This window comes from Spirillospora sp. NPDC046719 (assembly GCF_040645715.1).
Taxonomy (GTDB): Bacteria; Actinomycetota; Actinomycetes; order Streptosporangiales; family Streptosporangiaceae; genus Spirillospora.
On sequence record NZ_JBEYYT010000110.1, the window covers coordinates 1 to 25,525 of the forward strand.

A 25,525-nucleotide genomic window follows, 5' to 3' on the forward strand; every position below is an offset into this window, starting at 1 on the left:
GGACACCGCCGGGCCGTCGCGCGACCGCCTGCTCCACGGTCCCGTACATGTCGAACACCCTCGCCAGGTGCGTGACGTCGAAGACCTCCCGCACCCCCGGCGGGCCGCCCGCGAACACCAGCTCCCCGTTCAGCGCGCCGAGCCGGCGCGACACCCCGATGAAGACGCCGAGGCCGGTCGAGTCCAGGAACGTCGCCCCGTCGAGATCGATCACCAGCCGCCGCGCGCCGTCCTCGACGAGCCCGAGCAGGAACACCCGCAGCCCCGGACTGCTGCCGACGTCGACATCGCCCGACACGGCCACGATCGTCTGGTCGCCGTAACGGCGCCGGTGCACATTGAAGCCCACCGTATTTGCCTACCAGACGCGCCGCACCGGCCGAAGCGACCCGGCCGTGCGAATGGCGCGGAAATTCCGCGTCAGCCGGCGAACGATTTCTCGAAATGCACGATGGCCCCGTTGCGCTGGACGCGGTCGAGAATGCGGACCTCCTCCGTGCACGCCCGCATCAACTGCAGCCCGCGGCCGTGCTCGGCGCTCGGCGGCGCCGGCGGCGCGTCCCAGACGGCGCGCGTCGCACCGTCCCGCCATCCGGTGTCACCGGCGTCCGCGGTGCTCGCGGCGGTGCTCACGACGGCCCCGCCGTCGATCACCTCCACGACGCACTTCGTGCCGTCCATCCGGGCCCTGACCTCGTAGTCCTTGCCCGCGGTGGCATGCTGGATGACGTTCGCGCACGCTTCGCCGAGCGCCAGCGCGATATCGGCGCGCACCTCCGGCGGGACGCCGAGACCGCGCAGAGAGGCGTCGAGCGTATGCCTGACCAATGGAGCGCTCTCGGCGTTCCTCGGCAGGGTCATCTCGAGGACGACCTCCATACCATGCGCCTCCGTTCCCTCGCTAGTGGCAAGAATTCCCAGTACCGCACTCCGGAAACTCCGGCCATCCGGCAAGAGTCGCTAGTCGCCCATCGCGGCCATCACCTTCGCGCCCTCGCCGGCCAGTTCGTCCAGCGGGAACCGGGCCAGATCGTGCCGCAGCACGGTCTCCGCCGCGTCCAGCGCGGCCCGCGCGGTGATCATGCAGTTCCCGGCCCGCTCGATCTCGCCGAGCCCGATGCAGTCGAAGGCGACCTGCGCGTCGTGAATCGTCATCCGCAGTTGCCGGACGACCTCGTCCATCCCCATCCGCGTCCCCCCGTCGGCAGATTCACGCCGCATCCTAGGACGCCCGCCCGGCCACGATCATGATCGCCGCGCGGGGCGGCGGGGCTCAGCCCTCCTCGACCCGTCCGGCCAGCTCGCGGGCCCGCGCGACCTGCGCCTCGTCCATCCCCTTGTAGTCGCAGTCGCGGTGCCGCTCCTCCTGGTCGTCGATCCACCGGGCGTGCGCCTCCCAGGCGGCCTGCTTGCTGATGCCGAGCGCGGCGCCGATCTGCGACCACGACGCGCCCGCCTCGCGCGCCGACCGCACCGCGAGCTGCCGCCCGTACACCGCCTTGCGGGCGATGACCTCGCCGAGCGCGAGCCGCTCCAGCGCCTCCTCGCGCAGGAGCGGCACGTCGCCCATCGTGTCGCGCACCCACAGCTCGTCATGCCGCGCGGCCGCCGTCAGCAGCGTGAACTCTTTCTCGATCCCGTCAGGTGTGATCATGCACCCCACCCTGACGTCAACCCACCCTGACGTCAAGCCCCCCTGACGCCTCTAGCGGGCGATCAGATGGGTTCGGCTCCGTGGCCGGTGGCGATGGCGTCGATGTGGTGGGCGAGTTCGAAGTCCTTGGCGGTGAGGCGGTGTCCGGCGTCGTGGGTGGTGATGTCGAAGCGGATGCGTTGCCAGGTGATGTGGATGTCGGGGTGGTGGCCGATTTCGCGGGCTTTGGCCGCCACGTACATGGCCAGGTGGACGGTCTCGTGGTAGCTGTGCCGGTAAGTCCGGGTGATGGCGTCGCCGGTGCGTTCCCAGCCGGGGAGGTCGGCCAGGCGGGCGGCGATCTCGTCGTCGGTGAGCGGTTCGGGGGCCATGGGCGTCTCCTTGTCAGGTGATGGCGCCGGTGATCTCGACCAGTTCGCGGCCCTGGGCACTGTGGTGCCAGCGTGCGGCGTGAGCGGGCAAGGCGATCAGTTCGGCACGCAGCCGAGCCGAGCCGGTTTTGCCGCAGGCGGCTGCGGCGGCTTGGGCGATCGCGACGACTCGTTCGGGGTCGGATGAGGCGGCTGCGGCGAGGGAGGTGGCTTGGCGGGCGCGGAACACGCCGGAGTCTCGCCGGTAGTCGGTGGGCTGGTCACCGAGGACGCGGTCCCATGCGGTCGCGGCGTCGTCGTGGTCGCCGGCGCGGCCGTATGCGGTGGCGCGTTGGGCGTCGGTGTAGTGCGGTGTGCGGCGGCAGGCGTTGGCCCAGGGGTAGGCGTCGTCGATGCGGGGGATCAGGGCTTCCGCGCGGTCGAAGGAGCGGTCGGCGCTTGCGCGGTCGCCGGTCATCGCGTGTCCGTGACCGAGGTGGACCAGGGCCAGGACGCGGACTTTCGCGCACAGGCGGGACTCGTCGGCGAGGGCCGCGCTGGCGTAGTCGATGACGGCTCCGGCGTCGCCCTCGTCGATCGCGTGCATCTCCTTGTTGGTGAGGGCGTAGCTGACGAGCTGGGGGTTGCCGGAGCGATGCGCCATTTCCAGGGCGGCGGTCCGCCAGCACCCGGATTGTTCCAATGCGGCGGCGTCCTGGTAGAGCCAGCCGAGTAGTTCTGCGTAGGCGACGCCCATTTCCAGCAGTCCGTGCCGGACGGGGGTGTCGGCGGCGTGGAGAAGGTGGCGGATCAGGTCGGTCTGCGCGGTGACGGTCGGGATGAGCATGTGCGGGCCGAGCGACATGTCGGCGCGGTAGTGGCCGGGAAGTTGCTGGCGGAAGTACTCCACCAGCTCAGGATCGACGGGCCCGCTGGGGCTGATGCGTCCGAGGGTGCCCGCCGCGACGCCTGCGATGCCCATCTCCAGCACTTGACGACGGCGGATCACGATCGTGTCGTTCCGTTTCTCGGAACGCAGGGCTCGCAGTTGTCCGCCCGCGTCGAGCAGCTCGTCCAGCCGGTCGACGAGTCCGGGCGATGGGCGCTTGTGCCCGTTGGCGACCTTCGACAGATGTCCGTTGTCGCACGGAACCAGGGCCGCCAGCTTGCGCTGGCTGATGTGCCGCTCGTTCATAAGCTGCCGCAGTTTTTCGCCGAAGGTCATCGCTGCCATTAGTACCCGTTTCGCCCCGGGATGCGGTGCTGTCTGGCGCTGTCCATCGAGGTGGACAGCGGACACCGCCTTTCACGCTAACGGCGGATGCGCTGTTTTGGAGTGCGAAAGGTGTCCCTCGGACACATAAGACGGCCTCGGCCGGCGGGCGAACGCCGGTGGTTCCGGGGCCTGACCGGAAACGAGGTCCGGCTGTGAGAACGATATCCGACTCGGTGATCTCTTCAAGGGCGCTGACGGTGGGCGGCATCCCGGCTGTCGCCGCGGTGCAGCCCGTCCGCGCGGCGCCCTGGTTCCCGCCGGACGTCATGCACTGGCGCGGACGGGACGCCGTGGTTCCTGTCCTCCACAGGCGACCTGCTGGCGCCCTGCCATGACCCGGCCAGCGCGACCACGAAGATCGTCGCGATCCTCGCGCCGCTGCTGGCGGTCGTCCGCCCCCAAAGCAACGGCTGACACGTCCCCTCGAACCTCGTGGCTCCGGTCAACAGGCGCGCGCCGGAGCCGCACCCCAACCTCAAAGGCGCGCCGGAGGTGAACATGACCATCACGCTGGACCGCGTCACTCAGGCCGGGAAGGACCCACGGGAGCTGATCCCCGCCAAGGCGTTCGCGCTCCTGGTGGACGACTTCCGCAACGCCACCCACGCTGGCCACGACTACTGCACCCGCGCCGTCGGGCAGAACCTGGTGTTCCTCAAGGCCGTCGGGGACATCCGCCGCGCCGAGCGGCAGGACCCCCGCCACTACGTCCGCATCGTCCCGACCCCGCCCGTCGACCAGGCGTGGCACCTGAGCCTGCAGCGGACCGAGGTGTACGTTCCGATGAGCGTCACCTTCGCCGACTCGTTCATCCACCACCGCCCCGTCATGGACGACGACATCCGCTCGGGCGCCGCACTGGCCCGCACCATTCCCCGGCTCCACGCCACCGGCTACTACGTGGACCCCGAGTTCTGGGACGGCGAAGCCGGCACCAGCTGCTGCCCGCCCGAGTGCAACGACCAGGGCGGCCGCGACTGGCGATCCCTGGTGGACTGGAGCGGCTTCCTGCCACTGGACACACCGCTCGCCATCCGCCTCTGACCGAACACAGCCAGAAAGGGCTGCGCGTGCGCACCGACTGGACCGACCTGCCCGAGGACCTGCGAAACCAGATCGCAGCCAAGACGGGCCCGATCGACCGCATCGAGCCCGCGCCCACGGGCAACCATGCCGACATCGCGTCCACCCTGCACATCGCAGCCGGACGGGTCTTCGTCAAGGCCGCCCGCAAGCTCGACGACCAGGACGGTCCCGAGGTGACGTCGCTGCGACGCGAGGCCGCCGTCAACCCCGCCGTGCCCGAGTTCACTCCCCGGCTCCGCTGGCAGATCGAGACCGGGGAGTGGCTCGTCCTCGGATTCGAGCACGTGCAAGGACGTCCCGCCGACTTCTCCGCCGGATCACCGGACCTGGAGACCCTCGCCAAGACCATCCACGCCGTCCACCAAGCACCCTGCCCCGACGCGGCGATGGCCGCCGAACGACGCTGGCAGCGCTACGTCGACGACCCTGCCCCGCTCGCAGCCGGCGGCGCCCTGCTGCACACCGATCTCAACCAGGACAACTTCATCATCACCACCGACGGCTCCGCCTACGTCGTCGACTGGGCCTTCGTCACACGCGGCGCGCCCTGGCTGGAACTGATCCTGCTCATCCCGTGGCTGCTCAAAGCAGGACATCAACCCCGGGCAGTCGAGGAGTGGGTCGCTCAGTTCCCGGCCTGGACGGAGGCCGAGCCGACCGACATCGACATGTTCACCACCGGGTTCGCCCGGCAATGGCGAATGGCCAGCGACCGGCGCCAGGACGCCTGGATCGCCCGGCACGCCGACCTCACCGCACGCTGGGCGGACTACCGGCTCAAGAGGTGACCGCTGCCCGACTGCCACGGCCTTCGTTGGTTTGCGGCGAGTCGTCGTTGTGGGGTGGGCATAACGGCGACTCGCCGCGAGGGGAGGGGCGAGGGTCAGGCGGGGTGGTTGAGGCGGAGGCCGGGGTAGGGCCAGTTCTCGATCTTGAGGAGGTGGCCGGTGCTGGAGGCCGTGACGTACGCGGTGCGCATGTCGGGGCCGCCCCAGGTGATGTTGGTGATGCCCGGGTCGCCGTCCACGTCGATGTCGACGAACCGGACGAGGTCGCCCTTCGGGCTGACGATCGAGATGCCCGCGTGGACCATCGACGCGACGCAGACGTTGCCGTGCCCGTCGACGCCGAGCGAGTCGAAGTTGACGTAGTCCGGGGCGGTGTAGAGGAAGTTGCCGCCGCCGGAGCCGCCGAGGGAGCGGCCGCCCTTGATCTCGCCGGGGCCGGTGACCTCCCACCACCAGACGCGGGCCGTGTAGGTCTCGCTGACGTACAGGCGGGTGCCGTCCGGCGACAGGCCGATGCCGTTCGGGCCCTCCATGCCGCCGGCGATCTGCTTGATGGACGAGCCGTCCGCCTTGGCGTAGTAGAGGCGGCCCTTGTCGCCGGTGACGCCGTCGCTCTTGCCGTAGTCGGTGAAGTAGATGCCGCCGTGGGCGTCGATCACCAGGTCGTTCGGGCCGCGCAGCGGGACGCCGTCCGCCTCGGTGTAGAGCGTCTCGACGGACCCGTCGGACAGGTCGACGGCCTGGATGCTGCCGCTGGTGTAGTCGTCGGGGATGCCGCCCGCGAAGACGAACCCGCCGACCTCGAAGCGGCGGAGGCCGCCGGAGTTGGCGATGTAGACGCGGCCGTCCGGGCCGAGCGCCGAGCCGTTCGGGCCGCCGCCGGTGGTCGCGGCGATCGAGGTGGTTCCGTCCGGCTTCACGCGGGTGAGGGTGCCGCGGTGGATCTCGACGACCAGCACGTCGCCGTCCGGCAGGACCGTCGGGCCCTCCGGGAACAGCAGCCCGCTCGCCAGCTTGGTGATCTTCATCTTCTTCCCCTTTCGCGGACGGCCGGCGGCGGCCGCCGTCCCTGTGGTGCCGAGGACGGCTGCCGCGCCGGCGCCCGCGAGGAGGGCCCGGCGGGTGATCCTCACGCCATCGCCTTGAGAACGCGGCGGGCGGTGCTCTGGATATGGACCTCGTCCGGCCCGTCGTACAGGCGGGCCTCGCGGGCGTGCCGGTACATGCGCGACAGCGGCAGGTCGTCGGTGAGTCCGGCGGCGCCGTGCACCTGGACGGCCCGGTCGATGACGTTGTGCAGCATCCGCGCCCCGACGACCTTGATCGCGCCGATCTCGATGCGCGCCTGGTCGCCGGCGTCGATCCGCTCGGCGGCCTGGAGCGTGAGCAACCGAGACGCCTGGATCTCGGTGTAGGAGTCGAACACGTGCTGCTGCATCAGCTGCTTCGCCGACAGCGGCTCGCCGAACGCGACGCGGGTGCCGAGCCGCGCGCACATCAGCTCGAACGCGCGCTGCGCCTGGCCGAGCCAGCGCATGCAGTGGAAGATCCGGCCGGGGCCGAGCCGGTCCTGGGCGATGACGAACCCGTGCCCGCGCGGACCGAGGAGGTGGTCGGCCGGGACGCGGACGTCCTCGTAGGCGACCTCGTAGTGCCCGCCGTTGAGGCCGAGGACGGGCGTCTCCCGCACGATCCGGTACCCCGGCGTGTCCGTCGGCACGATGATCATGCTGAACGCGCGGTGCGGGGCCGTCCCCTCGGGCTCGGTGCGGCACATGACGGTGGTGTAGGCGGCCTGCGCGGCGCCCGTGGTGAACCACTTGCGGCCGGTGATGATCCACTCGTCGCCGTCCAGGACCGCCTTCGTCTGGAGCTGCGTCGGGTCGGAGCCCGCGTGGTCGGGTTCGGTCATCGCGAAGCTCGGCGACACCTCGCCCGCGACCATCGGGGCGAGGTAGCGGTCGCGCCAGCGGGGGCTCGCGTACTTGTGCAGCATCAGCGAGTCCTGGAGCGTGAACGTGCCGAGGGCGAGCTGCCCCCACTCGCTGCGCCCCTGCACCTCGTTGACGTACACGTAGTCGAGGAACGGCAGGCCGCCGCCGCCCAGCTCCTTCGGGTGGCCGAGCGCCCACAGGCCCTCCTTCTTCGCCTCGTCGCGGAGGCGGAGGAGGGTGTCGCGGTCGCCGGCGTTGAGGGCGGGCTCGGCGGGCTCCACGCGCTCGGTCATGAAGCCGTGGACGGCGTCGCGGACGCCCCGCACCCGGTCCGGGACGGGGAACAGCATCAGCTGCCCCCGGTGAGGTCGGCGGAGATGTCGCGGTCGCCGTAGCCCTCGGGCGCGGCGACCTCGACGATCGGCTCGGGACGGTCGTCGAACTCCAGCCGCAGCGCGCGGGACATCGTCGCGTGCATCTCGTACATGCAGGTGATGTAGGTCAGCTGCAGGATCTCCTTGTCGGACAGGTGCTTCTGCAGGATCTCGAACACCCGGTCCGGGACGCGGCCGCCGTCGAGGACGAGCCCGTCGGTGTAGGCGAGGACGGCCCGCTCCAGCTCCGAGTAGCAGTCGGCGGTCTGCCAGTGCGGGATCGACTCGATCTTGTCCTCGGACATGCCGAGCGCCCGCATCTGCTTGCAGTGCTGCGAGAACACGAACTGGCTGCCGCGCGCCCACCCGGCCCGGCACTGGCCGAGCTCGCGCAGGACGGGGTCGAGGGAGGCGTTGCGGTAGAGGGCGAAGCCGCGGACGGCGTGCCGGAACACGTCGGGGTCCTGCGCGAACACCGTCCACCAGTCGCCGGGCGAGCCGGTCGCGGTGCCGTGGTCGACGGCCGGGTCGCGGTCGGGGGCGAACAGGTGGTCGTAGAAGAACAGGATGCGTTCGTCGGTGACCTCGGCGCGGGGGATCTCACGCAGGCGCGGCATTGCTCTTCTCCTTGGGGGCGGTGCGGTCGGCGGCGGTCTTCGGCGCGTGCGAGACGTCGGACTCGTCGAAGGCGCGGGTCCAGCAGGCGAACTCCAGGAGGATCCCGTCGGGGTCCTGGAAGTAGAACGAGCGGACGAACACGCCCTCGTCGAACGTGGGCGCGACGCCCCATTCGCTGTCGTCGTGGTTGAGGATGGGGCTGACCTCGACGCCCTTCTCCTGCAGCCGCGTCCGGTACTCCTCGAACTTCTCGACCGGGACGTGGAACGCGACGTGGTTCATCGACCCGACGGCGCTGAGCAGCTCGCCCTGCTCGGGGCGGGTCTTCGGCGCGGAGATGCCGGGGACGCCGTCGGGCGCGTCCGGGAACCAGAAGAACGCGACGCAGTCGCCGCCGCCGCAGTCGAAGAAGAAGTGCTGCCCCATCCCGGCGGGCAGGTCGAGGGTCTTGATCAGCGGCATCCCGAGGACGCCGGAGTAGAAGTCGATCGTGCGCTGCATGTCGGACGAGACGAGCGCGAGGTGGTTGATCCCACCGAGTTCGAACTCTTTGTTCGCGGGCATTCGGGGTGCCTCCTTCAGAGGGGAGCGGCGTAGCGGGCGCGCAGGTCGCGCTTGAGGACCTTCCCCGCGACGTTGCGCGGGAGCTCGTCGACCACCTCGACGCGGCGGGGGACCTTGTAGCCGCCGAGGTGCTCGCGGGCGAAGGCGATGACGTCGCCGGGCGCGGCGGACGCGCCGGGCCGCAGCACGACGGCGGCGCAGACGGCCTCGCCCCAGCGCGGGTCGGGGACGCCGAAGACGGCGGCGTCGGCGACGTCGGGGTGCCGGTACAGGACCTGCTCGACCTCGCGGGAGGCGACGTTCTCGCCGCCCGTGATGATCATGTCCTTGATGCGGTCCACGATGTAGACCATGCCCTCGGCGTCGCGGCGGACAACGTCGCCGGTGCGGAACCAGCCGTCCTGGAACGCCTCGGCGGTCAGCTCGGGCTCGCGCCAGTAGCCGCGCATCACCTGGTCGCAGCGGACGACCATCTCGCCGGGCTCGCCGGGCGGGACGTCGGCGAAGTCGGCGTCGACGATCCGGATGTCGGCGAGGTCCATGACGCGTCCGGCGGCGGCGAGCAGGTGGGTCTCGCCGGCGGCGGCGCGGCGGTGCTCGGCGGTCCCGAAGTAGAGGATGTTGCCGCCGAGCTCGCTCATGCCGAAGCCCTGGTAGAAGTCGCAGCCGAGGACGTCCATGCCGCGCCGCAGCACCTCGGCGGGGATCGCGGACGCGCCGTACCCGATCGCCTCCAGCGTGCCGAGGTCGTGGTCCTCGATGCCGGGGTGGCCCAGCAGGAACGCGATCATCGTCGGGGCGAGGCCGGTCTGGGTGACCTTCCAGTCGGCGACGAGCCGCAGGAACGTCTCGTTGTCGTAGGAGCGGACGATCCCGACGGTGGCCGAGCGCAGGTGGTTGACGAGGACCGCGTACCCGCCGACGTGGCAGAGCGGGAAGCAGAACAGGAAGACGGTGTCGTCGGGGATCTCCCACTGCGACGCCGAGCTGATCACGCCGGTGATCAGGTTGCGGTGGCTGAGCATGACGCCCTTGGGCGCGCCGGTCGTCCCGCTGGTGTAGACGAGCCAGGCGATGGAGTCCTCGGCGGGGCGGGGCGGCTCGGTCGCGTCCGCCCCGGTGACGAGGTCGGCGTAGCCGCGGTCGCCGCCGCCGTCCAGCCCGACGACGACCTTCACGCCGGGCATCTCGTGCCGGTGCTCGGTCATGGCGTCGAGGTACTCGCCGCTGACGATCAGCACGGACGCCTGCGCGTGCTCGACGAGCGCGGTGATCTCGGACGGGTGGAGCCGGTGGTTGAGGAACGTCAGCGCCATCCCGGCGGCGGGGACGGCGTAGTACAGGTCGACGTACTCGGGCCGGTTGCCCGACAGGACGGCGATCCGGTCGCCGGGCTCGGCGAGGGTCCGGAGCGCGTTGGCGGCCCGGCGGACCCGGTCGCGCAGCTCCGCGTACCCGATCGCCCGGTCCTCGAACCGGAGGGCGGTGCGGTCCGGGTGCTTGCGGGCCGCGTACTCGACGATGTCGCTGATCAGCATGGACGCTCCGGCACGACGCCTCCCCGAAGTTGACTTGACAGTCATATCAAGTTGCTCGATGCTCGGATACTGTTCCTGCGAACATCGGCTTGTCAAGCCCCCGGACGGGGCCGCGGCCCTCGGCGAAAGGAACCACGGATGGCGGACACGGGTGCCGGCGAGAGCCCGCAGGCGCCGCTGACCGAGCGCGGCGCCCGCACCAGGGAGCGCCTCATCGCGGCGGCCCGCGAGGTCTTCGAGGAGCGCGGCTTCCTCGACACCCGGGTCGCGCACATCGCCCGGCACGCCAAGGTGGCCTACGGCTCCTTCTACACGTACTTCCCGTCCAAGGAGGCCGTCTTCCTGGAGGTCGCCGACCGGCTCTTCGAGGACATGACGCGGCACTCCTTCACCCCCGGCACCGACCCCGCCGCCGCCGAGCCCGCCGCCGAGCCCGCCGAGCCTCCTGCCACCGAGCCCGCCGCCCGCGTCCGCCGCGCCAACCGCGCTTATTACGAGGCGTACCGGCGCAACGCGAAGATGATGGCGATCATCGAGCAGGTCTCCACGTTCAACGAGGAGTTCCAGGAGATGCGGCGCAAGCACCGCGCCGAGTCGGTCAGGCGGTCCGCGCGGGCGATCGAGCGCTGGCAGCGCGCCGGGCTCGTCGACCGTGACCTCGACCCGGAGATGACGGCGCGCGCGCTCGCCGCGATGGTCGACCACTCGCTGTACCTATGGCTCGTCCAGGGCGACGACACGTCCGACACCGAGCGGCTCCTGGACACCCTCGACGCCCTCAACGTCCGGGCCCTCGGCCTGCGTCCCACCCCCTGAGAACTCCCCCCGAAGGAGACCCGCGTGCACGAGGAACTCGCCGACCGCTTCATCGCCGCCATCACCGGCGGCGACGTCGACACGCTCCGCTCCCTCTACGCGCCCGGCGCGCTGATCTGGCACAACGGGCCCGGCGCCGGCGGCGGCTCGGAGCAGAGCGTGGACGACAACCTCCGCACGCTGCGCTGGCTGTCGCGCAACCTCCGCGACTTCCGCTACGAGGAGATCCGCCGCGACGCGCTGCCCGGCGGGTACGTCCAGCGGCACGTCCTGCGCGGGACGCTCCCCGACGGGACGCCGCTGGAGATGGCCGCGTGCCTGTTCGTCACCGTGGACGGCTCCGGGCGCATCGCGCGCATCGAGGAGTACGCCGACACCCGCGGCAGCGACCCGCTGCGCGACCTCGCCGCCGCCCAGCGCGCGGCCCGCGCGTGACCGCGCTGGAGTCCGCGCTCGCCGCCCGGCTCGGCGCGGACGTCACCGGCCTGCACCGGCTGTCCGGCGGCGCGAGCCGCGAGACCTGGTCGTTCGACGCGGGCGGGCGCGCCCTGATCCTGCGCCGCGACCCCCCGTCGTCGCCCGACCCGGACGCGATGGCGCGCGAGGCCGCGCTGCTGGCGTCCGCCGCCCGCGCCGGCGTCCCCGTCCCGTCCCTGGTCGACCACGGCGACGACCTCGCCGGCACCCCGTTCCTGATCATGGAGCGGCTGTCCGGCGAGACGATCCCGCGCCGGCTGCTGCGCGACGAGGCGTTCGCCGCCGTCCGGCCCCGGCTGGCCCGCGACCTCGGCGGCGTCCTCGCCCGCCTGCACACGATGGAGCCTGTCCCCGGCCTGCCGGACGACGACCCGCTCACCGCGATCACCGCCTCCTACGAAGCGTTCGACGAGCCGCGCCCCGCCGTCGAGCTGGCGCTGCGATGGCTGCGCGAGAACCGGCCCGCCGCGTCCGGCCGCCGCGCGGTCGTGCACGGCGACTTCCGCAACGGCAACCTGATGATCGCTCCGGACGGCGTCACCGGCGTCCTGGACTGGGAGCTCACCCACGTCGGCGATCCCGCCGAGGACCTCGGCTGGCTCTGCGTGAAGGCGTGGCGGTTCGGCTCCCCGCACCCCGCCGGGGGGTTCGGCTCCCGCGAGGACCTCCTCGCCGGGTACGCCGGCGCGGGCGGCACCCCGCCCACGCCGGAGGAACTGCGCTGGTGGGAGGTCTACGGCACGCTCCGCTGGACGATCCTCTGCCGCCACCAGGCCGAACGCTTCCTCAGCGGCTCCGACACGTCCATCGAGTACGCCGTGCTGGGCCGGAAGGTCTGCGAGCAGGAGCACGACATGCTGCTCGCACTCGGCCTGACGTCGCCCGTCACCGTCGAGGACCCGCTCGCGGCGGAACCGGGGACGGCGGCGGGTTCGGCGCCGCACGACCGGCCCGGCGCGTCCGCGCTGATCGACGCCGTTGGCGCCTTCCTGCTGGAGGCCGAGCAGCCCGACGAGCGGCTGCGCTTCCACGCCCGCGTCGCCGCGTCCGCCCTGCGCATCGCGCGCCGCGAGCTGCTGCTGGGCGAGGCGCACGAGGCCGCGCACGCCGCCCGCCTGGCGAAACTCGGCTGCGCGTCCGACGCCGACCTGGCGGCCGCCATCCGCGAAGGCACGCTCGACGACCGCCGGGAGGAGGTGGTCACCGCGATCCGCGCCTCGATCGTCGACAAGCTCACCGTGTCCAATCCGCGCCACCTCGCGCTTCCCGGCTGACCCCAGAAAGTCATCCACATTCGGATAACCCCTTGTGGACGGCCGAGCGGCTCGTGGAGGATTTTTCACGTGACGCCACGAGTGGTGCTCGATCCCGACATTCCCGAGAAGGCCCGGGCGGTGCTCGCGGCCAACACGCCGCTCCTGCCCCATCCGTCCACGCCGCCGCCCCGCCCGCGTTTCGGCGGGCGGGGCCCCGGCACGGTCGCGCTGGCCGCGTTCCAGGCGCCGATCTGGGTCTACCTGCCCGTCCTCGCCTGCTGGCAGTACGGGAAACGGGCGAAGATCGCCGGTAGTGTCGCCGAAGCCCTGATCATCGCGCCCATCGCCATATGGGGCTTTTACGGGCTGGCCCTCAACATGCTGTTGGGCCTGCCGCTCCAGGTCATCGCCTTCATCATCGTTCTCGTCAGGTCGGGCGAACCGGAACTGCCGAAGCTGATCCGCCGCCACAAGGACGGCTACGTCCGCCCCGAGGAGCTCAACGGCCCGGCACCCGCGCTCCTCGACCGCGCGCAGGCGGCCGTCGACGCCGTGATCCGGTCCGAGGTCAACCGGCAGGGGCTCCTGGACGAGGTGCAGAACACGGTGACCCTGCCCCGGCAGCTCTGGGACATCGCGGAGACGCTCGCCGAACTGAGCCACCTGCACGCCGAGCAGGAGCAGAAGACGATGGGGCTCACCACGCCGCGCGTCGTCGAGGCACTGCGCCCCCGGCGCAAGGCCCTGAACCTGGCGACCGAGTCCGTCATCAAGCGCGTCGAGGCGCTCGAACGCTACGCCGCCCGCGCACGGGCCGCCGACCAGGCGCTGCTCGAACTGCGCGCCCTCCAGAACCTGGCCGAAGGCGGCGACGCCTACCGCGACCTGCTCGCCCGCACGGTCCGCGACGACCTGGCCATCGCCGAGATCGACGACCTGACCGAGCGGGCACGGCGGATCGAGGAGGCCCTCCATGACAGCGTCGAACAGGCCCGCAAGGCCGGCCTCTCGCTGGTACCCGAAGCGAGCTGACCCCCGCCCCGCCCACCGGATGCCGAACGGGATCACCGTCCTCGGCGCCGCCATCCTGACGCTCCAGATCGTCTTCTGGATCTACGCCATCGCCTCGTAGCCGCCGGTCCGGGCCATGGCGAGGCGCTGGTTCGGCGGCCCAGCCACCTGCGGGCCTCGCCCAACGGTGATCTTTTCGCCGGAGGCCGTACGCCCTGCGTTCATGTCGTGGACGCCCGGGCGCACGAATCGTTCGCCACCCTCACGAACGTGAACACTCCTCGAATGGGCATCCCCCAGCGGCTCGCCGAGCGCATGAGCATGGCGGAGCAGCACGAGTACCTGCAGTCCAAGTTCTCCCGCCGGGGCCTGCTGCGCGGCGGCGCGGTCGCCGCCGGCGGCCTCGCCGCCGGCGGCCTGCTCACCGGCACCGCGAGCGCGTCGGCCCCGGCCGCGCCTCCCCTCCTCGCCCCCTCCCCCGAGCACGTCGACGGCTCGCTCGTCGCGCCGATCGGCCGGCACCTCGCGTTCGGCGCCGACCCGCGGACGCAGATGACCGTGTCGTGGCAGGTCCCCGTCCCGGTGAAGAAGCCGTTCCTGCGCATCGGCACGCACCCGTGGAACCTCTCGCAGCGCATCGCGGCGGAGGTCCGCAGCCTGCACACGCCGGCAGGCGTCGGGTCGAGCCCCGACTTCACCCAGTACTACCTGCACGTCCAGCTCGACCGGCTGCACCCCGGCACGACCTACTACTACGGCGTGGGGCACGACGGCTTCGACCCGGCCAGCTCGCACCTCGCCGGGACGATCGGGACGTTCACCACGGCCCCGGCGCGGTCGTCGAAGTTCACCTTCACGGCGTTCGGCGACCAGGGCGTCAGCTACCACGCGCTCGCCAACGACAGCCTGATCCTCGGCCAGAACCCGGCGTTCCACCTGCACGCGGGCGACATCTGCTACGCCGACCCGTCCGGGTCGGGCCAGACGAGCGACACCTTCGACGTCCGGGTGTGGGACCAGTTCCTCGCCCAGACCGAGACGGTCGCCAAGCAGGTGCCGTGGATGGTCGGGTACGGCAACCACGACATGGAGGCCTGGTTCTCGCCCAACGGGTACGGCGGCGAGGAGGCCCGGTTCCAGCTTCCCGGGAACGGTCCAGACCCGAAGAACCTGCCGGGCGTGTACACGTTCGTCTACGGCAACACCGCGGTCGTCTCGCTGGACGCCAACGACGTCTCCTACGAGATCCCCGCCAACCAGGGCCTGTCCAAGGGGAAGCAGACGGCGTGGCTGGAGGCGCAGCTCAAGTCGCTTCGGGCCCGGCGCGGCATCGACTTCATCGTGGTGTTCTTCCACCACTGCGCGTTCTCCACCACCAACCAGCACGCCTCGGAGGGCGGCGCGCGCGACGCGTGGGTGCCGCTGTTCGAGAAGTACCAGGTCGACCTGGTCGTGAACGGGCACAACCACGTCTACGAGCGCACCGACGCCATCAAGGGCAACGCGGTCGGCCGGCAGGTGCCGATCGGCGGCACGGCCCGTCCGGAGAGCGACGGCGTGGTGTACGTGACGGCGGGCGGCGCGGGCAGGAGCCTGTACAGCTTCCCGGTGCCGGACTCCTACGAGGGCAACGAGAAGCCGCTCGACGCCGTGGCCAGCTACGTCTGGGACAAGGACCGCAACAAGGTGCCGGAGACGGTGCACTGGTCGCGGGTCCGGTTCACCGGCTACTCGTTCATCCGGGTGGACGTGACGCCGGCGCCGCGCGGCCGGACCTCGACGCTGTCCGTCCGGGCGCTGGCCGAGAACGGCACCGAGATCGACCGCTTCACGATCGCCCGTCCCTCCCGCGCCTGACGGCCGTACCGGCCTCCGCGCCCCCTCGTCCGGGCGACCGCTCCGCCCGGACGACCACCCCGCCCGGACGACCGCCCCGACGACCGCCCCGCCCCGCCGGCCCGCCCCGGCCAGGCGGGGCCGCTCGACGGGGCAGGGACCGGCGCCGTCCGGCGCGACCGGTCAGCCGGGCAGGTCGGCCTCGCGGGCGGCGACCAGGCCGAACAGGTCGCCGATGGCGGTGAGCGCGGCGGCGTGCAGGGCGTCCGCCGCGATCGGCGCGCCGTCCGGGCCCGCCAGCGGACGCGTCGCGCACGCCTCCGCCACGACGGTGGGGCGGTAGCCGAGGTTGAAGGCGCCCTCGGCGGTGAACTGGACGCACATGTGGGTCATGAACCCCGCCAGCACCAGGTCGGGTCCCGCGTCGATGCGGCGCAGCACGTCGAGCAGGCCGGTGTCGTGGAAGGAGTTCGGGAACCGCTTCACCACGACCGGCTCGCCGTCCCGGGGCGCGACGGGCTCGGCGACCTGCCCGATCTCGGCGCGGACGTCGTAGGGGGTGCCCTCGCCGCCGTCGTTGACGACGTGCACCACCGGCGTCCCGGCGGCACGGGCGCGGGCGAGCAGCCGGGACGCGGCGTCCAGCGCGCGGTCGGCGCCGGGCAGCGCCATGACGCCGGTCCGGTAGGTGTTCTGGAAGTCGATCATGATCAGGGTGGCGTCCGGCAGCGCGGGCAGCGCGCCGTCCAAGCCGATCACGTCGCGCAGGCTCGTCGAAACGGTCATCTCGTCCTCCTGGAATGCGGGGATGCGGATAAAAGGGAATGCGGAAAAGGGGAATGCGGAAATCGGGCAGGGCCGAGCACCGGCCTCACCGGCCGGGCGTGGTGAACGGGTAAGGGGGAACGGACAGGTCAGGCGGCGGTGCGGAACCGCCTCCGGTAGGCCGCCGGGGTCGTGCCGAGCCGCCGCCGGAACGCCCGGTGCAGCGTCTCCACCGAGCCGAGGCCGCACGCGGCGGCGACCCGGTCGAGCGGCTCGTCGGTGCCCTCCAGCAGCCGCCGCGCCGCCTCCACCCGGGTGGCCTCGACGTAGGCCGCCGGGGTGGCACCGGTCTCCCTGCGGAAGACGCGGGTGAAGTGCCGCTCGCTGAGGCACATCCGGTCGGCGAGCGCCGCCGCCGACAGGTCCTCGGCCGGGTTGGCGGTGATCCACGCGCGCAGCTCGTCGATGTCGCGGCGCTCGGCGGGCGCCTGCCACAGCGGGACGCTGAACTGGCTCTGCCCGCCCTGCCGCTTGAGGTACATGACGAGCTGCCGGGCGACCTTCAGCGCGAGGCGTTCGCCGTGGTCCTCGGCGACCAGGGCGAGCGCGAGGTCCATGCACGCGCTGATCCCGGCGCCCGTCCAGACGTTCCCCGACCGGACGTAGATCGGGTCGGGGTCCACGACGACGTCGGGGTGGTCGGCGGCGAGCCGGTCCGCGGTGGCCCAGTGCGTCGTCGCCGTCCGGCCCGCGAGCAGGCCCGCGGCCGCGAGCAGGTGCGCGCCGACGCAGACGGACGCGACGCGGCGGGCGTGCCGGGCGGTGCCGGCGATCCAGTCGACCAGGTCGGGATCGATCACCGGCGCGCCGGCGCGGTCCACGGCGCCGGGCACCACGAGCGTGCCGACCTGGTCGCCGACCTGGTCGAACGTCAGGTCGGTGGCGAGCCGGACGCCGGCGCTGGTGCGCACCTGGCCGCCGTCCGGCCCGGCGAGCAGCACCTCGTAGGGCGTGCCGCCGGACATCTCCCGGTTCGCGACCGCGAACACCTCCGCGGGCCCGGTGACGTCGAGGAGGTCGACGTCGGGGAACACGGCGATGACGACACGGTGCGGAGCGGACATGCCTCCATTGTCACGGGCGTCCGCCATGACCGCCATGACCAGGTTCTGGCATATCCGGACATCGCAGGCCCGCGAGGGCGGTCGCGGGAGTGCGTCAGGGGTAGCCGCCGGCGCGGCCGAGGAGGGCGGGCGCGGGCGTGCCGAGCAGGTCGGCGAGCCAGGTGCCGGTCTCGGCGACGGCGTCCATGTCGATGCCGGTCTCGACGCCGGAGCGGTGCAGGGCGTAGAGCAGGTCCTCGGTGGCGATGTTGCCGGTGGCGGCGGGCGCGAACGGGCAGCCGCCGAAGCCGCCGGTGCTGGCGTCGAGGGTGGTGACGCCGAGGTCGACGGCGGTGAGCGCGTTGGCGTAGCCGGTGTTGCGGGTGTTGTGGAAGTGGAAGCGCAGCGGCGTGCCGGGCGCGGCCGCGCGGACGCGGGCGGTCAGGTCGCGGACCTGCGCGGGGACGCCGACGCCGATCGTGTCGGCGATCGCGATCTCGAAGGCGCCGGCGGCGTGCGCGCGGCGGGCGATCTCGGCGACGCGCTCCGGGGGCGTCTCGCCCTCGAAGGGGCAGCCGAACGCGACCGCGATGGTGACTCCGGCGGGGACGCCCGCGTCGTGCGCGGCGGCGGCGATGCCGTCCCAGGCGTCCAGCATCTCGGCCATGGTGCTGCCCTGGTTGCGCACGGAGAACGTGTCGGACGCGACGAGCACGACGTTCACCTCGTCCACGCCCGCGTCGAGGGCGCGGTCGAGGCCGCGCCGGTTGAGCACGAGGCCGCTGTAGGAGACGCCGTCGCGGCGCGGGACGCCCGCCATGACCTCCTCGGCGCCCGCCATCTGCGGGACGCGCCTGGGGTTGACGAACGAGACGGCCTCGATGCGGCGGGCGCCCGCGTCCACGCAGCGGGTGATGAAGGCGATCCGGTCGTCCGGGGCGAGCACGCGGGCTTCGTTCTGCAGCCCGTCGCGGGGCCCCACTTCGAGGACTGTTGTATGCAACTTCGCCTCCAGCTTGCGAATTTCGACCCTGATGTGACTATATTGCATGCAATCAGCGTGGAGGAGGGGCGATGGCACGGGCGACCGACACGGCCTACGACGCGGTCCGGCGGATGATCCTCTCCGGCGAGGCGGCCGCCGGCACCAGGCTCGGCGAGGCGGAGCTCGCCGAGACGCTCGGGCTGTCCCGCACGCCCGTCCGGGAGGCGCTGCAGCGGCTCGGCGCGGACGGGCTCGTCGAGGTGCTGCCGCACCGCGGGGCGCGGGTCGTCCAGTGGACGCGGCGGGACCTGGAGGAGATCTTCGAGCTCCGGTCGCTGCTGGAGCCCTACGCGGCGGCGCGCGCGGCCCGGCTGGCGCCCGGCGAGGACGTCCTGGCGGACCTGCTCGGCCGGTGCGACGCGATGGAGGCGGCGGTCGCGGCCGGCGACCTCCCGCGCGTCGCGCGGTTGAACTCGCTGTTCCACGCCGCCGTCATCGACGCCTCCCGCAACCGGCGGCTCCCGGCGATGCTGACGTCGGTCATGCACGCCCCCCTGATCGTCGGGACGTTCCGCCGCTACGACGCCGGCGAGATGGCCCGCAGCATGAACCACCACCGCGAGCTGGTCGCCGCGATGGCCGCCGGCGACCCCGACTGGGCCGAATCGGTGATGCGCGCCCACATCCGCGCCGCCGCGGCCAACCTGACCCACGACGCGAACGAGGCGGAGGAAGAACGATGACAGGTGCGCTGGGAGACCTCCGGGTCGTGGAGATGGGCCAGCTGCTCGCCGGCCCCTTCTGCGGGCAGCTGCTCGGCGACTTCGGCGCCGAGGTCGTCAAGATCGAGCCGCCGGGGGCCGGGGACCCGATGCGCGAGTGGGGCCGGGAGAAGCCGCACGGGATGTCGCTGTGGTGGCCGATCCTCGCCCGCAACAAGAAGTCCGTCACGCTGAACCTGCGCACGCCGGAGGGCCAGTCCCTCGCCCGGAAGATCATCGCGCAGGCCGACGTGCTGGTGGAGAACTTCCGCCCCGGCACCCTGGAGCGCTGGGGGCTCGCGCCCGCAGACCTACAGAGGGAGAACCCGCGGCTGATCATCACCCGGGTCACCGGCTACGGGCAGGACGGCCCGTACGCGCCGCGCGCCGGGTTCGGCTCGATCGGCGAGGCGATGGGCGGCATCCGGTACGTCACCGGCGACCCCGACAAGCCGCCGTCCCGGGCGGGCATCTCGCTGGGCGACGAGCTGGCCGGCACGTTCGCCGCGCTCGGCACCCTCGTCGCCCTGCACGCCCGGCACCGGACGGGCCGCGGCCAGATCGTCGACTCGGCCCTCTACGAGGCGGTGCTCGCGCTGATGGAGTCGCTCGTCCCGGAATGGGAGATCGCGGGCTACCAGCGGGAGCGCACCGGGTCCGTGCTGCCGAACATCGCGCCGTCCAACGTCTACCCCACGCTGGACGGGCCCGTCCTCATCGCCGCGAACCGCGACACGATCTGGCGGCGGCTCGCCGCGCTGATGGGCCGTCCCGAGCTCGCCGACGACGAGCGGTACGCGACGCACGGCGCGCGCGGCACCAACGCCGAGGAGCTGGACGAGCTGATCGGCGCGTGGACGGCGGGCCAGAGCTCCGACGCGCTGCTGGAGCTGCTGCACGAGAACGGCATCCCGGCCGGGCTCACCTACCGCGCCAAGGACATGCTGGCGGACCCGCACTACAAGGCCCGGGAGGCGATCATCCGGATGGCGCACCCGGACTTCGGCGACTTCCCGATGCACAACGTGTTCCCGAAGCTGTCCGACACCCCGGGCGAGGTGCGGACGCTCGGCCCGTCCCTCGGCCAGCACAACGCCGAGGTCTACGGCGAGCTGCTCGGCCTGTCCTCCGGCGAGATCACGTCACTGGAGTCGGCCGGCACCATCTGACCGCCGGGCGCCCCGCCCGCCGCGCGGGCGGGGCACCGGTCGTCAGCAGTACTTCGACGAGCCGCCGCCGCCCCACGAGCAGGAGTCGGCCAGCGCGCCGCTCGGGTACCGGAGGTAGGCGGCGTCACCGGTGTTGTTCCAGATGTACGCCTTCGAGCCCCAGTACCGGTTCGTCGCGGTGTTCGTCCCGCGCCCGGTGTGCACGTAGACCGACTTGTGTCCCTTGAGGGTGAACGAGCCGAACGTGTAGGTGTGGCCGGACTTGTCGCGCAGCGTGACCCCCTTGAGCTGCCGCGCCGTCGTGGTCCGGTTGTAGAGCTGCACCCACTCGGCGTTCAGCGACGCGTTCGACCGCGTGTCCTTGCCGGGCGAGTCGTAGTAGACGCGGTAGATCTGCACCGGACTGGCGGCCTCGGCGGGCGCCGCCGCCAGCAGCCCCGCCGCCACCGCTCCGGCGATGGCCACGGCCCCCGAAACAACAAGCCTCTTCACCCCGAGAACCCCTCTCGTTCACCAGCGAATGCCTATTTGTACCGGCAATCACGGACACATGGTGGCGTGTGGCCATGTGTGGGTCTCATGGCAACCGCAGGGCCCTCTCAGGCGTCCCGGCCACCCCGTGTTCTCCCTGATGAAGCCCGAAGTCGCGGCGGAAGTTCACAGCGTGACCACGATCTTGCCGTGGACGTGGCGCCCGGCCTGGAGCGCCACGGCGTCGCGGATCTTCTCGAGCGGGAAGGTCGCGGCGATCGGCACGGTCATCTCCCCGGCGAGGAGGGCGCCGGTGACGCGGTCCAGGGCGTCCGGGCGCGCGTCGAAGCCGCCGGTCGGGCGCACGCCGCCGGGCGGGTTGGGCCCCGCGGCGATCGTGGAGATCCGCTCGGGCGGGACGCCGAGCGCGAGCGCGGTCTCGGCCGTCTCGGTGCCGAACAGGTCGGTCGCGGCGGTCACGCCGCCGGGGGCCAGCGCCCGTACCCGGTCGGCCAGCCCGTCGCCGTACGCGACGGGCTCGGCGCCCAGTTCCCGCAGGAACCCGAAGGTGCCCTCCGAGGCCGTCCCAATCACGGTGGCGCCGGCGAGCCGCGCGAGCTGGACGGCGAACACGCCCACGCCGCCGGCGGCACCGCCGATCAGGACGGTGTCGCCGGACCGCAGCCCGATCGCCGCCAGCGCCGCGGAGGCGCTCAGCCCGGCCACCGGAAGGGTGCTCGCCACCTCGTCGGTGATGCCGTCCGGCGTGCGGGACAGCATCTCGGGCGTCCTCGCCGGCGCCGTGACCACCAGGAAGTCGGCGGCGGCCCGGCCCACCGTGCCGCCGTGGACGCGGTCGCCGACGGCGAAGCCCGCGGCGCCGTCGCCGACCTCGTCGACGACGCCCGCGAAGTCGGACCCGAAGCCGGACGGCAGGCTGATGCCGAACCGCTCCGCCGCCTCGGGCCGCGCGGCGAGGAGCCAGTCCATCGGGTTCAGCCCGACGGCGGTCACGCGGACGCGGACCTCGCCCGGCCCGGCGTGCGGCTCCGGGACGTCGCGGACCTCCAGTACCTCCGGGCCTCCGAACGTCTCGTAGATGACGGCTCGGCTCATGGCGGACCTCCTGCGGCTGAGTGATGGGACTTGGTCCTATCACCGTACACGAGTGATGGGACCAAGTGCCGTAGACTGCTCCCCATGGCCCGCTGGCAGCCCAACGCGTCGCAGCGCCTCGTCGCCGCCGCCCTCGACCTCTTCGCGGAGCGCGGCTACGAGAACACGACGGTGATCGACATCGCGCAGCGCGCCGGCCTGACGAAGAGCACCTTCTTCCGGCATTTCCCGGACAAGCGGGAAGTCCTCTTCGGCAGGGACACGATGACCGCGCTCCTCGCCGAGGGGATCGCCGCGGCGCCGGCCACCGCCACCCCGCTCGAAGCGGTGGCGAACGCCCTGGACGCGGTCGGCCGCGAAGTCTTCACGCCCGCTCGCCGCGAGTTCACCGCCCGCCGCCGGGCCGTGATCGACACTCACCCGGAGCTGCAGGAACGCGAGGCGCTGAAGGGACTCGCCCTCACCGCCGCGGTGACCGGCGCGCTCCGGCGGCGCGGCGTTCCCGACCTGACCGCGCGCGTGGCCGCGGAACTGGGCGCGCTCGCCATGAAGATCGCTTTTGAGCGCTGGAGCGACACGGCCAACGACGACGACTTCGGCGACCTCGCGCGGCGGACGCTCCGCGATCTCCAGGCGGCCATCGCCTCGTGCTGACGCGCCTCCGGCGGCTCGCGACGCGGTGGACCACCCCGTCCGGGACGGCCGGGGTCAGGCCTCTTCGGGGTCGCGGCCCTGCACCGCGCGGCCGCCGTCCACGGGGACGACGGCGCCGTTGACGAAGCTCGCCTCGTCCGACAGCAGGTACCGGACGGCCGCGGCGACCTCGTCCGGGCGGCCGACGCGCCCGACCGGGTGCAGGGCGCGCATCTCGGCCTCGATCCGCGCGGCGGACGCCGGGTCCTGGCCGGCGAGGAACGCCTCGTAGCGGGCGGTGGTGATCGAGCCCAGCGCGACGACGTTCACGCGGACCCCGCGTGGCCCGTAGTCCACCGCGAGGGCGCGGCTGAAGCCCTCGACGGCCGCCTTCGCCGTCGCGTAGGTGAGCGATCCGCGGACCGGGCGCGCCGCCTGGTGCGACGAGACGTTCACGACCGCGCCGCCCGTGCCCGCGTCCAGGAACCGGCGGATCGCGGTCAGCGACCCCACCACGGCGGGGTCGAAGTTCAGCGCCACCGCGTCGATGACCTCGCGCGCCCCCGGGACGTCCACGGCGGCGTCGCGGAACACGGCGGCGTTGTTGACCCAGCCCTTGAGGGTGCCCGCCGCCTCCGCCGCGTCCGCCGCCTCGGCCGCGACGGACTCGTCCCGCACGTCGCCGACGACCGCCGAGACGCCCGGTCCGGTCGCCCAGTCGACGGCGGACGGGTCCAGCTCGACCACCACGACGTGCCCGCCGTCGGCGATGAGACGTTCGGCGATCGCGCGGCCGATGCCGCGCCCGCCGCCGGTGACGACATACGAGAGCCCCACAAACGGAACGTACCACCGCGTTTGGGGCGGGTCATGGGGGCAGGGGACCAGCCGACGCACGTTCGAGGGGGAACCGATGGCAGACGTCTTCACGGTGCTGGCGAACGACCACGCCGAGGTCAAGCAGATGCTCACCGAGCTGGAGGCCGGCTCGGCCGACGCGTCGGAGGCGTCCGTCCAGGGCGAGGACGGGCGCCGGCGGCGCGCGGCGATGGTGGAGCGGCTCATCATCGAGGAGTCCAAGCACGAGGCCGTCGAGGAGGAGTACTTCTGGCCCGCCGTCCGCGAGCTGGTGGAGGACGGCGACCGGCTCGCCGACCACGCCGTCGAGCAGGAGCAGTCGGCGAAGGAGACGCTCGACGAGCTGATGCGGCTGGAGGCCGGCGACCGGCGGTTCGAGGAGCTGCTCGCCGGCCTCATCACCGACGGGCGCGCGCACATCGCCTACGAGGAGACGACCGTCTGGCCGGCGCTGCGCCGGGTCATCGGCGACGAGCGGGCGGAGCGGCTCGGCGAGCGGCTCGAGCAGGCCAAGAGGCTGGCGCCGACCCGCCCGCACCCGCACACCCCGCCGAAGCCCGGCGTCCTGAAGACCGCCGGCCCGGCCGTCGCGGCCGCCGACCGGCTCCGCGACAAGATCACCGGCCGCGGCCGGACCTGACCGGGGGATCGACCGAGGGAGGAGCGGCCATGGCCGACTCGACGCGGCTGGCGCTGGTCACCGGCGCCTCCAGCGGCATCGGGCGCGCGCTGGCGGACGAGTTCGCCCGGCACGGCTTCCACGTGATCATGGCGGCGGAGAACGCGGAGATCACCGCGGCGGCGGAGGCCGTCGGGAACGCGGTGCCCGTCCGGGTGGACCTGGCACGGCCCCAGGGGGTCGAGGAACTGTACGGGGCGGTGGGGACGCGCCCCCTGGACGCCGTCGCGATCAACGCGGGCGTCGGGGTCGGCGGCGACTTCGCCCGCGACAACGCCCTCGCCGACGAGCTGAACCTCGTCGACCTGAACGTCCGGTCGGCCGTCCACCTGGCGAAACTGGTGCTGGGCGGCATGGTGCGCCGGGGTTCGGGACGGCTGCTGTTCACCTCGTCGATCGCCGCGACGTCCCCAGGCCCGTACCTCGCCACCTACGCGGCGTCCAAGGCGTTCCTGTACTCCTTCGCCGAGGCGCTGCGCCACGAGCTGCAGGGCACCGGCGTCACCGTGACCGCGCTGCTGCCGGGCCCGACCCGCACGAACTTCTTCGAGCGCGCCGGGGTGCTCGACACCAGGCTCGGCAAGTCCGGCAAGGACGACCCGGCGGACGTGGCGCGGCAGGCCTACGAGGCGCTCATGGCGGGCAAGGACCACGTCGTCACCGGGTCCGCGCGCAACAAGGTGCAGACGACGGCGTCCCGGGCGATGCCCGAGCCGGTCAAGGCGAAGATGCACGCGCTGATGTCCAAGCCCGGCACCTAGCCCGGGGGCCTGCGGGCCAGGTCACATACCTGCCCCGTGATCGGGCACGACGTCTCATCATGATCCAGGCGCGGGCCCCACGGGTGTGGGGACGGGCGGTCGACGCCCTCACACGGCGGCTCGGCGGCCCCCGCCAGGCCCGCGTCGTACTGCTGCTCGCCTGCGTCCTCGCCCTCAACACCGCCGACTCCGGCGTCATCGGCGCGATCGTCGAGCAGCTGCGCGCCTCCCTGCACATCGACAACACGCAGGTCGGCGTGCTGACCGCCGCGCCGGCCCTGGTCGGCGCCGTCGCCACCGTCCCGGTCGGCATGCTCACCGACCGCGTCCCGCGCGTGCCGCTGCTCGCCGGCAGCATCCTGCTGTGGAGCGCCGCGATGGTCGTCGGCGGCCTCGCCACGTCCTACGACTGGCTGCTGACGTCCCGGGTCGCGCTCGGCGCCGTCACCGCGACCGCCGGGCCCACCGTCGCGTCCCTGACCGGCGACCTGTTCCCGCACCGGGAGCGGGCCGGCATCTACGGGCGGATCCTCGCCGGCGAGCTGATCGGCGCCGGGTTCGGCCTGGTCGTCGGCGGGAACGTCGCCGCCGCGCTGAGCTGGCGCGCGTCGTTCTGGTTCGTCGCCGTCCTCGGCGTCGCGCTCGC

At 72.6% G+C, this 25,525-nt stretch carries 30 protein-coding genes; 13 read left to right on the forward strand and 17 right to left on the reverse strand.

The genetic code is table 11. From position 1 onward, the window contains the following. From ABZ914_RS20260 to ABZ914_RS20285, 6 genes are all read right to left on the reverse strand, one after another. The coding region (locus ABZ914_RS20260) for an STAS domain-containing protein (RefSeq protein ID WP_500194759.1) at window positions 1-349 on the reverse strand (349 nt) is incomplete at its 3' end. A 71-nt stretch (window positions 350-420) separates the two neighbouring features. After that, the gene (locus ABZ914_RS20265) at window positions 421-879 is read right to left on the reverse strand and encodes an ATP-binding protein (RefSeq protein WP_500194761.1); all 459 of its coding nucleotides are present in this window, start codon (window positions 877-879) and stop codon (window positions 421-423) included. A gap of 81 nt (window positions 880-960) precedes the next feature. Then, window positions 961-1,188 carry a hypothetical protein gene (locus tag ABZ914_RS20270; protein ID WP_500194762.1) on the reverse strand — a complete coding sequence of 76 codons (228 nt, stop codon included), beginning with the start codon at window positions 1,186-1,188 and terminating at the stop codon, window positions 961-963. Window positions 1,189-1,273: 85 nt separating this feature from the next. Beyond that, complete coding sequence (locus ABZ914_RS20275; protein ID WP_500194764.1) at window positions 1,274-1,654, reverse strand: hypothetical protein; 381 nt, start codon at window positions 1,652-1,654, stop codon at window positions 1,274-1,276. A 62-nt stretch (window positions 1,655-1,716) separates the two neighbouring features. Then, window positions 1,717-2,025 (reverse strand): 4a-hydroxytetrahydrobiopterin dehydratase, encoded by a 309-nt coding sequence (locus ABZ914_RS20280; protein ID WP_500194767.1) that lies wholly within the window; start codon window positions 2,023-2,025, stop codon window positions 1,717-1,719. A 13-nt stretch (window positions 2,026-2,038) separates the two neighbouring features. Beyond that, the gene (locus ABZ914_RS20285) at window positions 2,039-3,229 is read right to left on the reverse strand and encodes a helix-turn-helix domain-containing protein (protein WP_500194769.1); all 1,191 of its coding nucleotides are present in this window, start codon (window positions 3,227-3,229) and stop codon (window positions 2,039-2,041) included. A 549-nt stretch (window positions 3,230-3,778) separates the two neighbouring features. Here ABZ914_RS20285 and ABZ914_RS20290 point away from each other — a divergent pair. Continuing rightward, on the forward strand, window positions 3,779-4,324 hold the full coding sequence (locus ABZ914_RS20290) for a glycine-rich domain-containing protein (RefSeq protein WP_500194770.1): 546 nt from the start codon (window positions 3,779-3,781) through the stop codon (window positions 4,322-4,324). A gap of 26 nt (window positions 4,325-4,350) precedes the next feature. Then, window positions 4,351-5,154 (forward strand): phosphotransferase, encoded by an 804-nt coding sequence (locus ABZ914_RS20295; RefSeq protein WP_500194772.1) that lies wholly within the window; start codon window positions 4,351-4,353, stop codon window positions 5,152-5,154. Between the two features lie 95 nt (window positions 5,155-5,249). Here the strand turns inward: ABZ914_RS20295 and ABZ914_RS20300 are convergent, their stop codons facing one another. From ABZ914_RS20300 to ABZ914_RS20320, 5 genes are read right to left on the reverse strand one after another with little or no spacing between them, the layout of a single operon-like run. Continuing rightward, window positions 5,250-6,287, reverse strand: a complete 1,038-nt coding sequence (locus tag ABZ914_RS20300) for an SMP-30/gluconolactonase/LRE family protein (RefSeq protein WP_387024321.1) — start codon at window positions 6,285-6,287, stop codon at window positions 5,250-5,252. Continuing rightward, window positions 6,284-7,438 (reverse strand): acyl-CoA dehydrogenase family protein, encoded by a 1,155-nt coding sequence (locus tag ABZ914_RS20305; RefSeq protein ID WP_500194773.1) that lies wholly within the window; start codon window positions 7,436-7,438, stop codon window positions 6,284-6,286. Before ABZ914_RS20305 ends, ABZ914_RS20300 begins: the two co-directional genes overlap by 4 nt. Next, window positions 7,438-8,079 (reverse strand): carboxymuconolactone decarboxylase family protein, encoded by a 642-nt coding sequence (locus ABZ914_RS20310; protein WP_190850428.1) that lies wholly within the window; start codon window positions 8,077-8,079, stop codon window positions 7,438-7,440. The genes ABZ914_RS20305 and ABZ914_RS20310 overlap by 1 nt, the downstream gene beginning before the upstream one ends. After that, a complete protein-coding gene (locus ABZ914_RS20315) occupies window positions 8,063-8,644 on the reverse strand; it encodes a VOC family protein (protein WP_387024325.1) in 582 nt (193 codons plus the stop codon). The genes ABZ914_RS20310 and ABZ914_RS20315 overlap by 17 nt, the downstream gene beginning before the upstream one ends. A gap of 14 nt (window positions 8,645-8,658) precedes the next feature. Continuing rightward, window positions 8,659-10,182 carry a class I adenylate-forming enzyme family protein gene (locus tag ABZ914_RS20320; RefSeq protein ID WP_500194775.1) on the reverse strand — a complete coding sequence of 508 codons (1,524 nt, stop codon included), beginning with the start codon at window positions 10,180-10,182 and terminating at the stop codon, window positions 8,659-8,661. 138 nt (window positions 10,183-10,320) lie between these two features. On the opposite strand from ABZ914_RS20320, the gene ABZ914_RS20325 reads away from it, so the two are divergent. The 5 genes from ABZ914_RS20325 to ABZ914_RS20345 all read left to right on the forward strand — a co-directional run bounded on the left by ABZ914_RS20325 (window position 10,321) and on the right by ABZ914_RS20345 (window position 15,599). After that, on the forward strand, window positions 10,321-10,998 hold the full coding sequence (locus tag ABZ914_RS20325; RefSeq protein WP_500194777.1) for a TetR/AcrR family transcriptional regulator: 678 nt from the start codon (window positions 10,321-10,323) through the stop codon (window positions 10,996-10,998). Between the two features lie 24 nt (window positions 10,999-11,022). Then, a complete protein-coding gene (locus ABZ914_RS20330; protein WP_190850436.1) occupies window positions 11,023-11,433 on the forward strand; it encodes a nuclear transport factor 2 family protein in 411 nt (136 codons plus the stop codon). Next, entirely contained in the window at window positions 11,430-12,749 is a 1,320-nt protein-coding gene (locus ABZ914_RS20335; protein WP_500194779.1) for a phosphotransferase family protein, read from the forward strand. Before ABZ914_RS20330 ends, ABZ914_RS20335 begins: the two co-directional genes overlap by 4 nt. Before the next feature lie 69 nt (window positions 12,750-12,818). Then, window positions 12,819-13,763 carry a hypothetical protein gene (locus tag ABZ914_RS20340; RefSeq protein WP_500194781.1) on the forward strand — a complete coding sequence of 315 codons (945 nt, stop codon included), beginning with the start codon at window positions 12,819-12,821 and terminating at the stop codon, window positions 13,761-13,763. 249 nt (window positions 13,764-14,012) lie between these two features. Then, on the forward strand, window positions 14,013-15,599 hold the full coding sequence (locus ABZ914_RS20345; RefSeq protein WP_500194783.1) for a purple acid phosphatase family protein: 1,587 nt from the start codon (window positions 14,013-14,015) through the stop codon (window positions 15,597-15,599). Window positions 15,600-15,761: 162 nt separating this feature from the next. Here the strand turns inward: ABZ914_RS20345 and ABZ914_RS20350 are convergent, their stop codons facing one another. The 3 genes from ABZ914_RS20350 to ABZ914_RS20360 form a co-directional block, all read right to left on the reverse strand. Next, window positions 15,762-16,364, reverse strand: coding sequence for a cysteine hydrolase family protein (locus tag ABZ914_RS20350; protein ID WP_500194785.1), 603 nt, complete (start codon window positions 16,362-16,364; stop codon window positions 15,762-15,764). A 128-nt stretch (window positions 16,365-16,492) separates the two neighbouring features. Beyond that, on the reverse strand, window positions 16,493-17,467 hold the full coding sequence (locus ABZ914_RS20355; protein ID WP_190850445.1) for a GlxA family transcriptional regulator: 975 nt from the start codon (window positions 17,465-17,467) through the stop codon (window positions 16,493-16,495). Window positions 17,468-17,561: 94 nt separating this feature from the next. Beyond that, window positions 17,562-18,497, reverse strand: a complete 936-nt coding sequence (locus ABZ914_RS20360; protein WP_500194786.1) for a hydroxymethylglutaryl-CoA lyase — start codon at window positions 18,495-18,497, stop codon at window positions 17,562-17,564. A gap of 23 nt (window positions 18,498-18,520) precedes the next feature. Between ABZ914_RS20360 and ABZ914_RS20365 the strand changes: the two genes are divergently transcribed. After that, the gene (locus ABZ914_RS20365; protein WP_500194788.1) at window positions 18,521-19,174 is read left to right on the forward strand and encodes a GntR family transcriptional regulator; all 654 of its coding nucleotides are present in this window, start codon (window positions 18,521-18,523) and stop codon (window positions 19,172-19,174) included. Beyond that, window positions 19,171-20,361, forward strand: coding sequence for a CaiB/BaiF CoA transferase family protein (locus ABZ914_RS20370; RefSeq protein WP_500194790.1), 1,191 nt, complete (start codon window positions 19,171-19,173; stop codon window positions 20,359-20,361). The genes ABZ914_RS20365 and ABZ914_RS20370 overlap by 4 nt, the downstream gene beginning before the upstream one ends. A 42-nt stretch (window positions 20,362-20,403) precedes the next feature. Here ABZ914_RS20370 and ABZ914_RS20375 read toward each other — a convergent pair whose 3' ends face one another. After that, window positions 20,404-20,826, reverse strand: a complete 423-nt coding sequence (locus ABZ914_RS20375; RefSeq protein ID WP_500194792.1) for a lamin tail domain-containing protein — start codon at window positions 20,824-20,826, stop codon at window positions 20,404-20,406. Window positions 20,827-21,018: 192 nt separating this feature from the next. Continuing rightward, a complete protein-coding gene (locus ABZ914_RS20380) occupies window positions 21,019-21,948 on the reverse strand; it encodes an NADP-dependent oxidoreductase (RefSeq protein WP_500194793.1) in 930 nt (309 codons plus the stop codon). 84 nt (window positions 21,949-22,032) lie between these two features. Here ABZ914_RS20380 and ABZ914_RS20385 point away from each other — a divergent pair, with 84 nt between their 5' ends. Further along, window positions 22,033-22,602, forward strand: a complete 570-nt coding sequence (locus ABZ914_RS20385) for a TetR/AcrR family transcriptional regulator (RefSeq protein WP_500194795.1) — start codon at window positions 22,033-22,035, stop codon at window positions 22,600-22,602. A 54-nt stretch (window positions 22,603-22,656) separates the two neighbouring features. On the opposite strand, the gene ABZ914_RS20390 is transcribed toward ABZ914_RS20385, so the two are convergent. Further along, window positions 22,657-23,418 carry an SDR family NAD(P)-dependent oxidoreductase gene (locus ABZ914_RS20390; protein ID WP_500194797.1) on the reverse strand — a complete coding sequence of 254 codons (762 nt, stop codon included), beginning with the start codon at window positions 23,416-23,418 and terminating at the stop codon, window positions 22,657-22,659. A 76-nt stretch (window positions 23,419-23,494) separates the two neighbouring features. Between ABZ914_RS20390 and ABZ914_RS20395 the strand changes: the two genes are divergently transcribed. From ABZ914_RS20395 to ABZ914_RS20405, 3 genes are all read left to right on the forward strand, one after another. Continuing rightward, a complete protein-coding gene (locus tag ABZ914_RS20395; protein ID WP_500194799.1) occupies window positions 23,495-24,079 on the forward strand; it encodes a hemerythrin domain-containing protein in 585 nt (194 codons plus the stop codon). Window positions 24,080-24,108: 29 nt separating this feature from the next. Further along, window positions 24,109-24,879: an SDR family NAD(P)-dependent oxidoreductase gene (locus ABZ914_RS20400; RefSeq protein ID WP_433243941.1), complete on the forward strand. Its 771-nt coding sequence runs from the start codon at window positions 24,109-24,111 to the stop codon at window positions 24,877-24,879. Between the two features lie 59 nt (window positions 24,880-24,938). Then, window positions 24,939-25,525: MFS transporter (locus ABZ914_RS20405; RefSeq protein WP_500194800.1), on the forward strand; the 587-nt coding region annotated here is incomplete at its 3' end.

What these genes read in the sequence shown, in the direction of transcription:
- ABZ914_RS20395 (WP_500194799.1), top strand. Translation starts at nt 23,495, where the DNA reads ATGGCAGACGTCTTCACGGTGCTGGCGAACGACCACGCCGAGGTCAAG.
- ABZ914_RS20315 (WP_387024325.1), bottom strand. Translation starts at nt 8,644, where the DNA reads ATGCCCGCGAACAAAGAGTTCGAACTCGGTGGGATCAACCACCTCGCG.
- ABZ914_RS20290 (WP_500194770.1), top strand. Translation starts at nt 3,779, where the DNA reads ATGACCATCACGCTGGACCGCGTCACTCAGGCCGGGAAGGACCCACGG.
- ABZ914_RS20385 (WP_500194795.1), top strand. Translation starts at nt 22,033, where the DNA reads ATGGCCCGCTGGCAGCCCAACGCGTCGCAGCGCCTCGTCGCCGCCGCC.
- ABZ914_RS20275 (WP_500194764.1), bottom strand. Translation starts at nt 1,654, where the DNA reads ATGATCACACCTGACGGGATCGAGAAAGAGTTCACGCTGCTGACGGCG.
- ABZ914_RS20350 (WP_500194785.1), bottom strand. Translation starts at nt 16,364, where the DNA reads ATGACCGTTTCGACGAGCCTGCGCGACGTGATCGGCTTGGACGGCGCG.
- ABZ914_RS20285 (WP_500194769.1), bottom strand. Translation starts at nt 3,229, where the DNA reads ATGACCTTCGGCGAAAAACTGCGGCAGCTTATGAACGAGCGGCACATC.
- ABZ914_RS20380 (WP_500194793.1), bottom strand. Translation starts at nt 21,948, where the DNA reads ATGAGCCGAGCCGTCATCTACGAGACGTTCGGAGGCCCGGAGGTACTG.
- ABZ914_RS20360 (WP_500194786.1), bottom strand. Translation starts at nt 18,497, where the DNA reads ATGCAATATAGTCACATCAGGGTCGAAATTCGCAAGCTGGAGGCGAAG.
- ABZ914_RS20270 (WP_500194762.1), bottom strand. Translation starts at nt 1,188, where the DNA reads ATGGGGATGGACGAGGTCGTCCGGCAACTGCGGATGACGATTCACGAC.
- ABZ914_RS20325 (WP_500194777.1), top strand. Translation starts at nt 10,321, where the DNA reads ATGGCGGACACGGGTGCCGGCGAGAGCCCGCAGGCGCCGCTGACCGAG.
- ABZ914_RS20355 (WP_190850445.1), bottom strand. Translation starts at nt 17,467, where the DNA reads ATGTCCGCTCCGCACCGTGTCGTCATCGCCGTGTTCCCCGACGTCGAC.
- ABZ914_RS20305 (WP_500194773.1), bottom strand. Translation starts at nt 7,438, where the DNA reads ATGCTGTTCCCCGTCCCGGACCGGGTGCGGGGCGTCCGCGACGCCGTC.
- ABZ914_RS20400 (WP_433243941.1), top strand. Translation starts at nt 24,109, where the DNA reads ATGGCCGACTCGACGCGGCTGGCGCTGGTCACCGGCGCCTCCAGCGGC.
- ABZ914_RS20365 (WP_500194788.1), top strand. Translation starts at nt 18,521, where the DNA reads ATGGCACGGGCGACCGACACGGCCTACGACGCGGTCCGGCGGATGATC.
- ABZ914_RS20280 (WP_500194767.1), bottom strand. Translation starts at nt 2,025, where the DNA reads ATGGCCCCCGAACCGCTCACCGACGACGAGATCGCCGCCCGCCTGGCC.
- ABZ914_RS20370 (WP_500194790.1), top strand. Translation starts at nt 19,171, where the DNA reads ATGACAGGTGCGCTGGGAGACCTCCGGGTCGTGGAGATGGGCCAGCTG.
- ABZ914_RS20265 (WP_500194761.1), bottom strand. Translation starts at nt 879, where the DNA reads ATGGAGGTCGTCCTCGAGATGACCCTGCCGAGGAACGCCGAGAGCGCT.
- ABZ914_RS20320 (WP_500194775.1), bottom strand. Translation starts at nt 10,182, where the DNA reads ATGCTGATCAGCGACATCGTCGAGTACGCGGCCCGCAAGCACCCGGAC.
- ABZ914_RS20310 (WP_190850428.1), bottom strand. Translation starts at nt 8,079, where the DNA reads ATGCCGCGCCTGCGTGAGATCCCCCGCGCCGAGGTCACCGACGAACGC.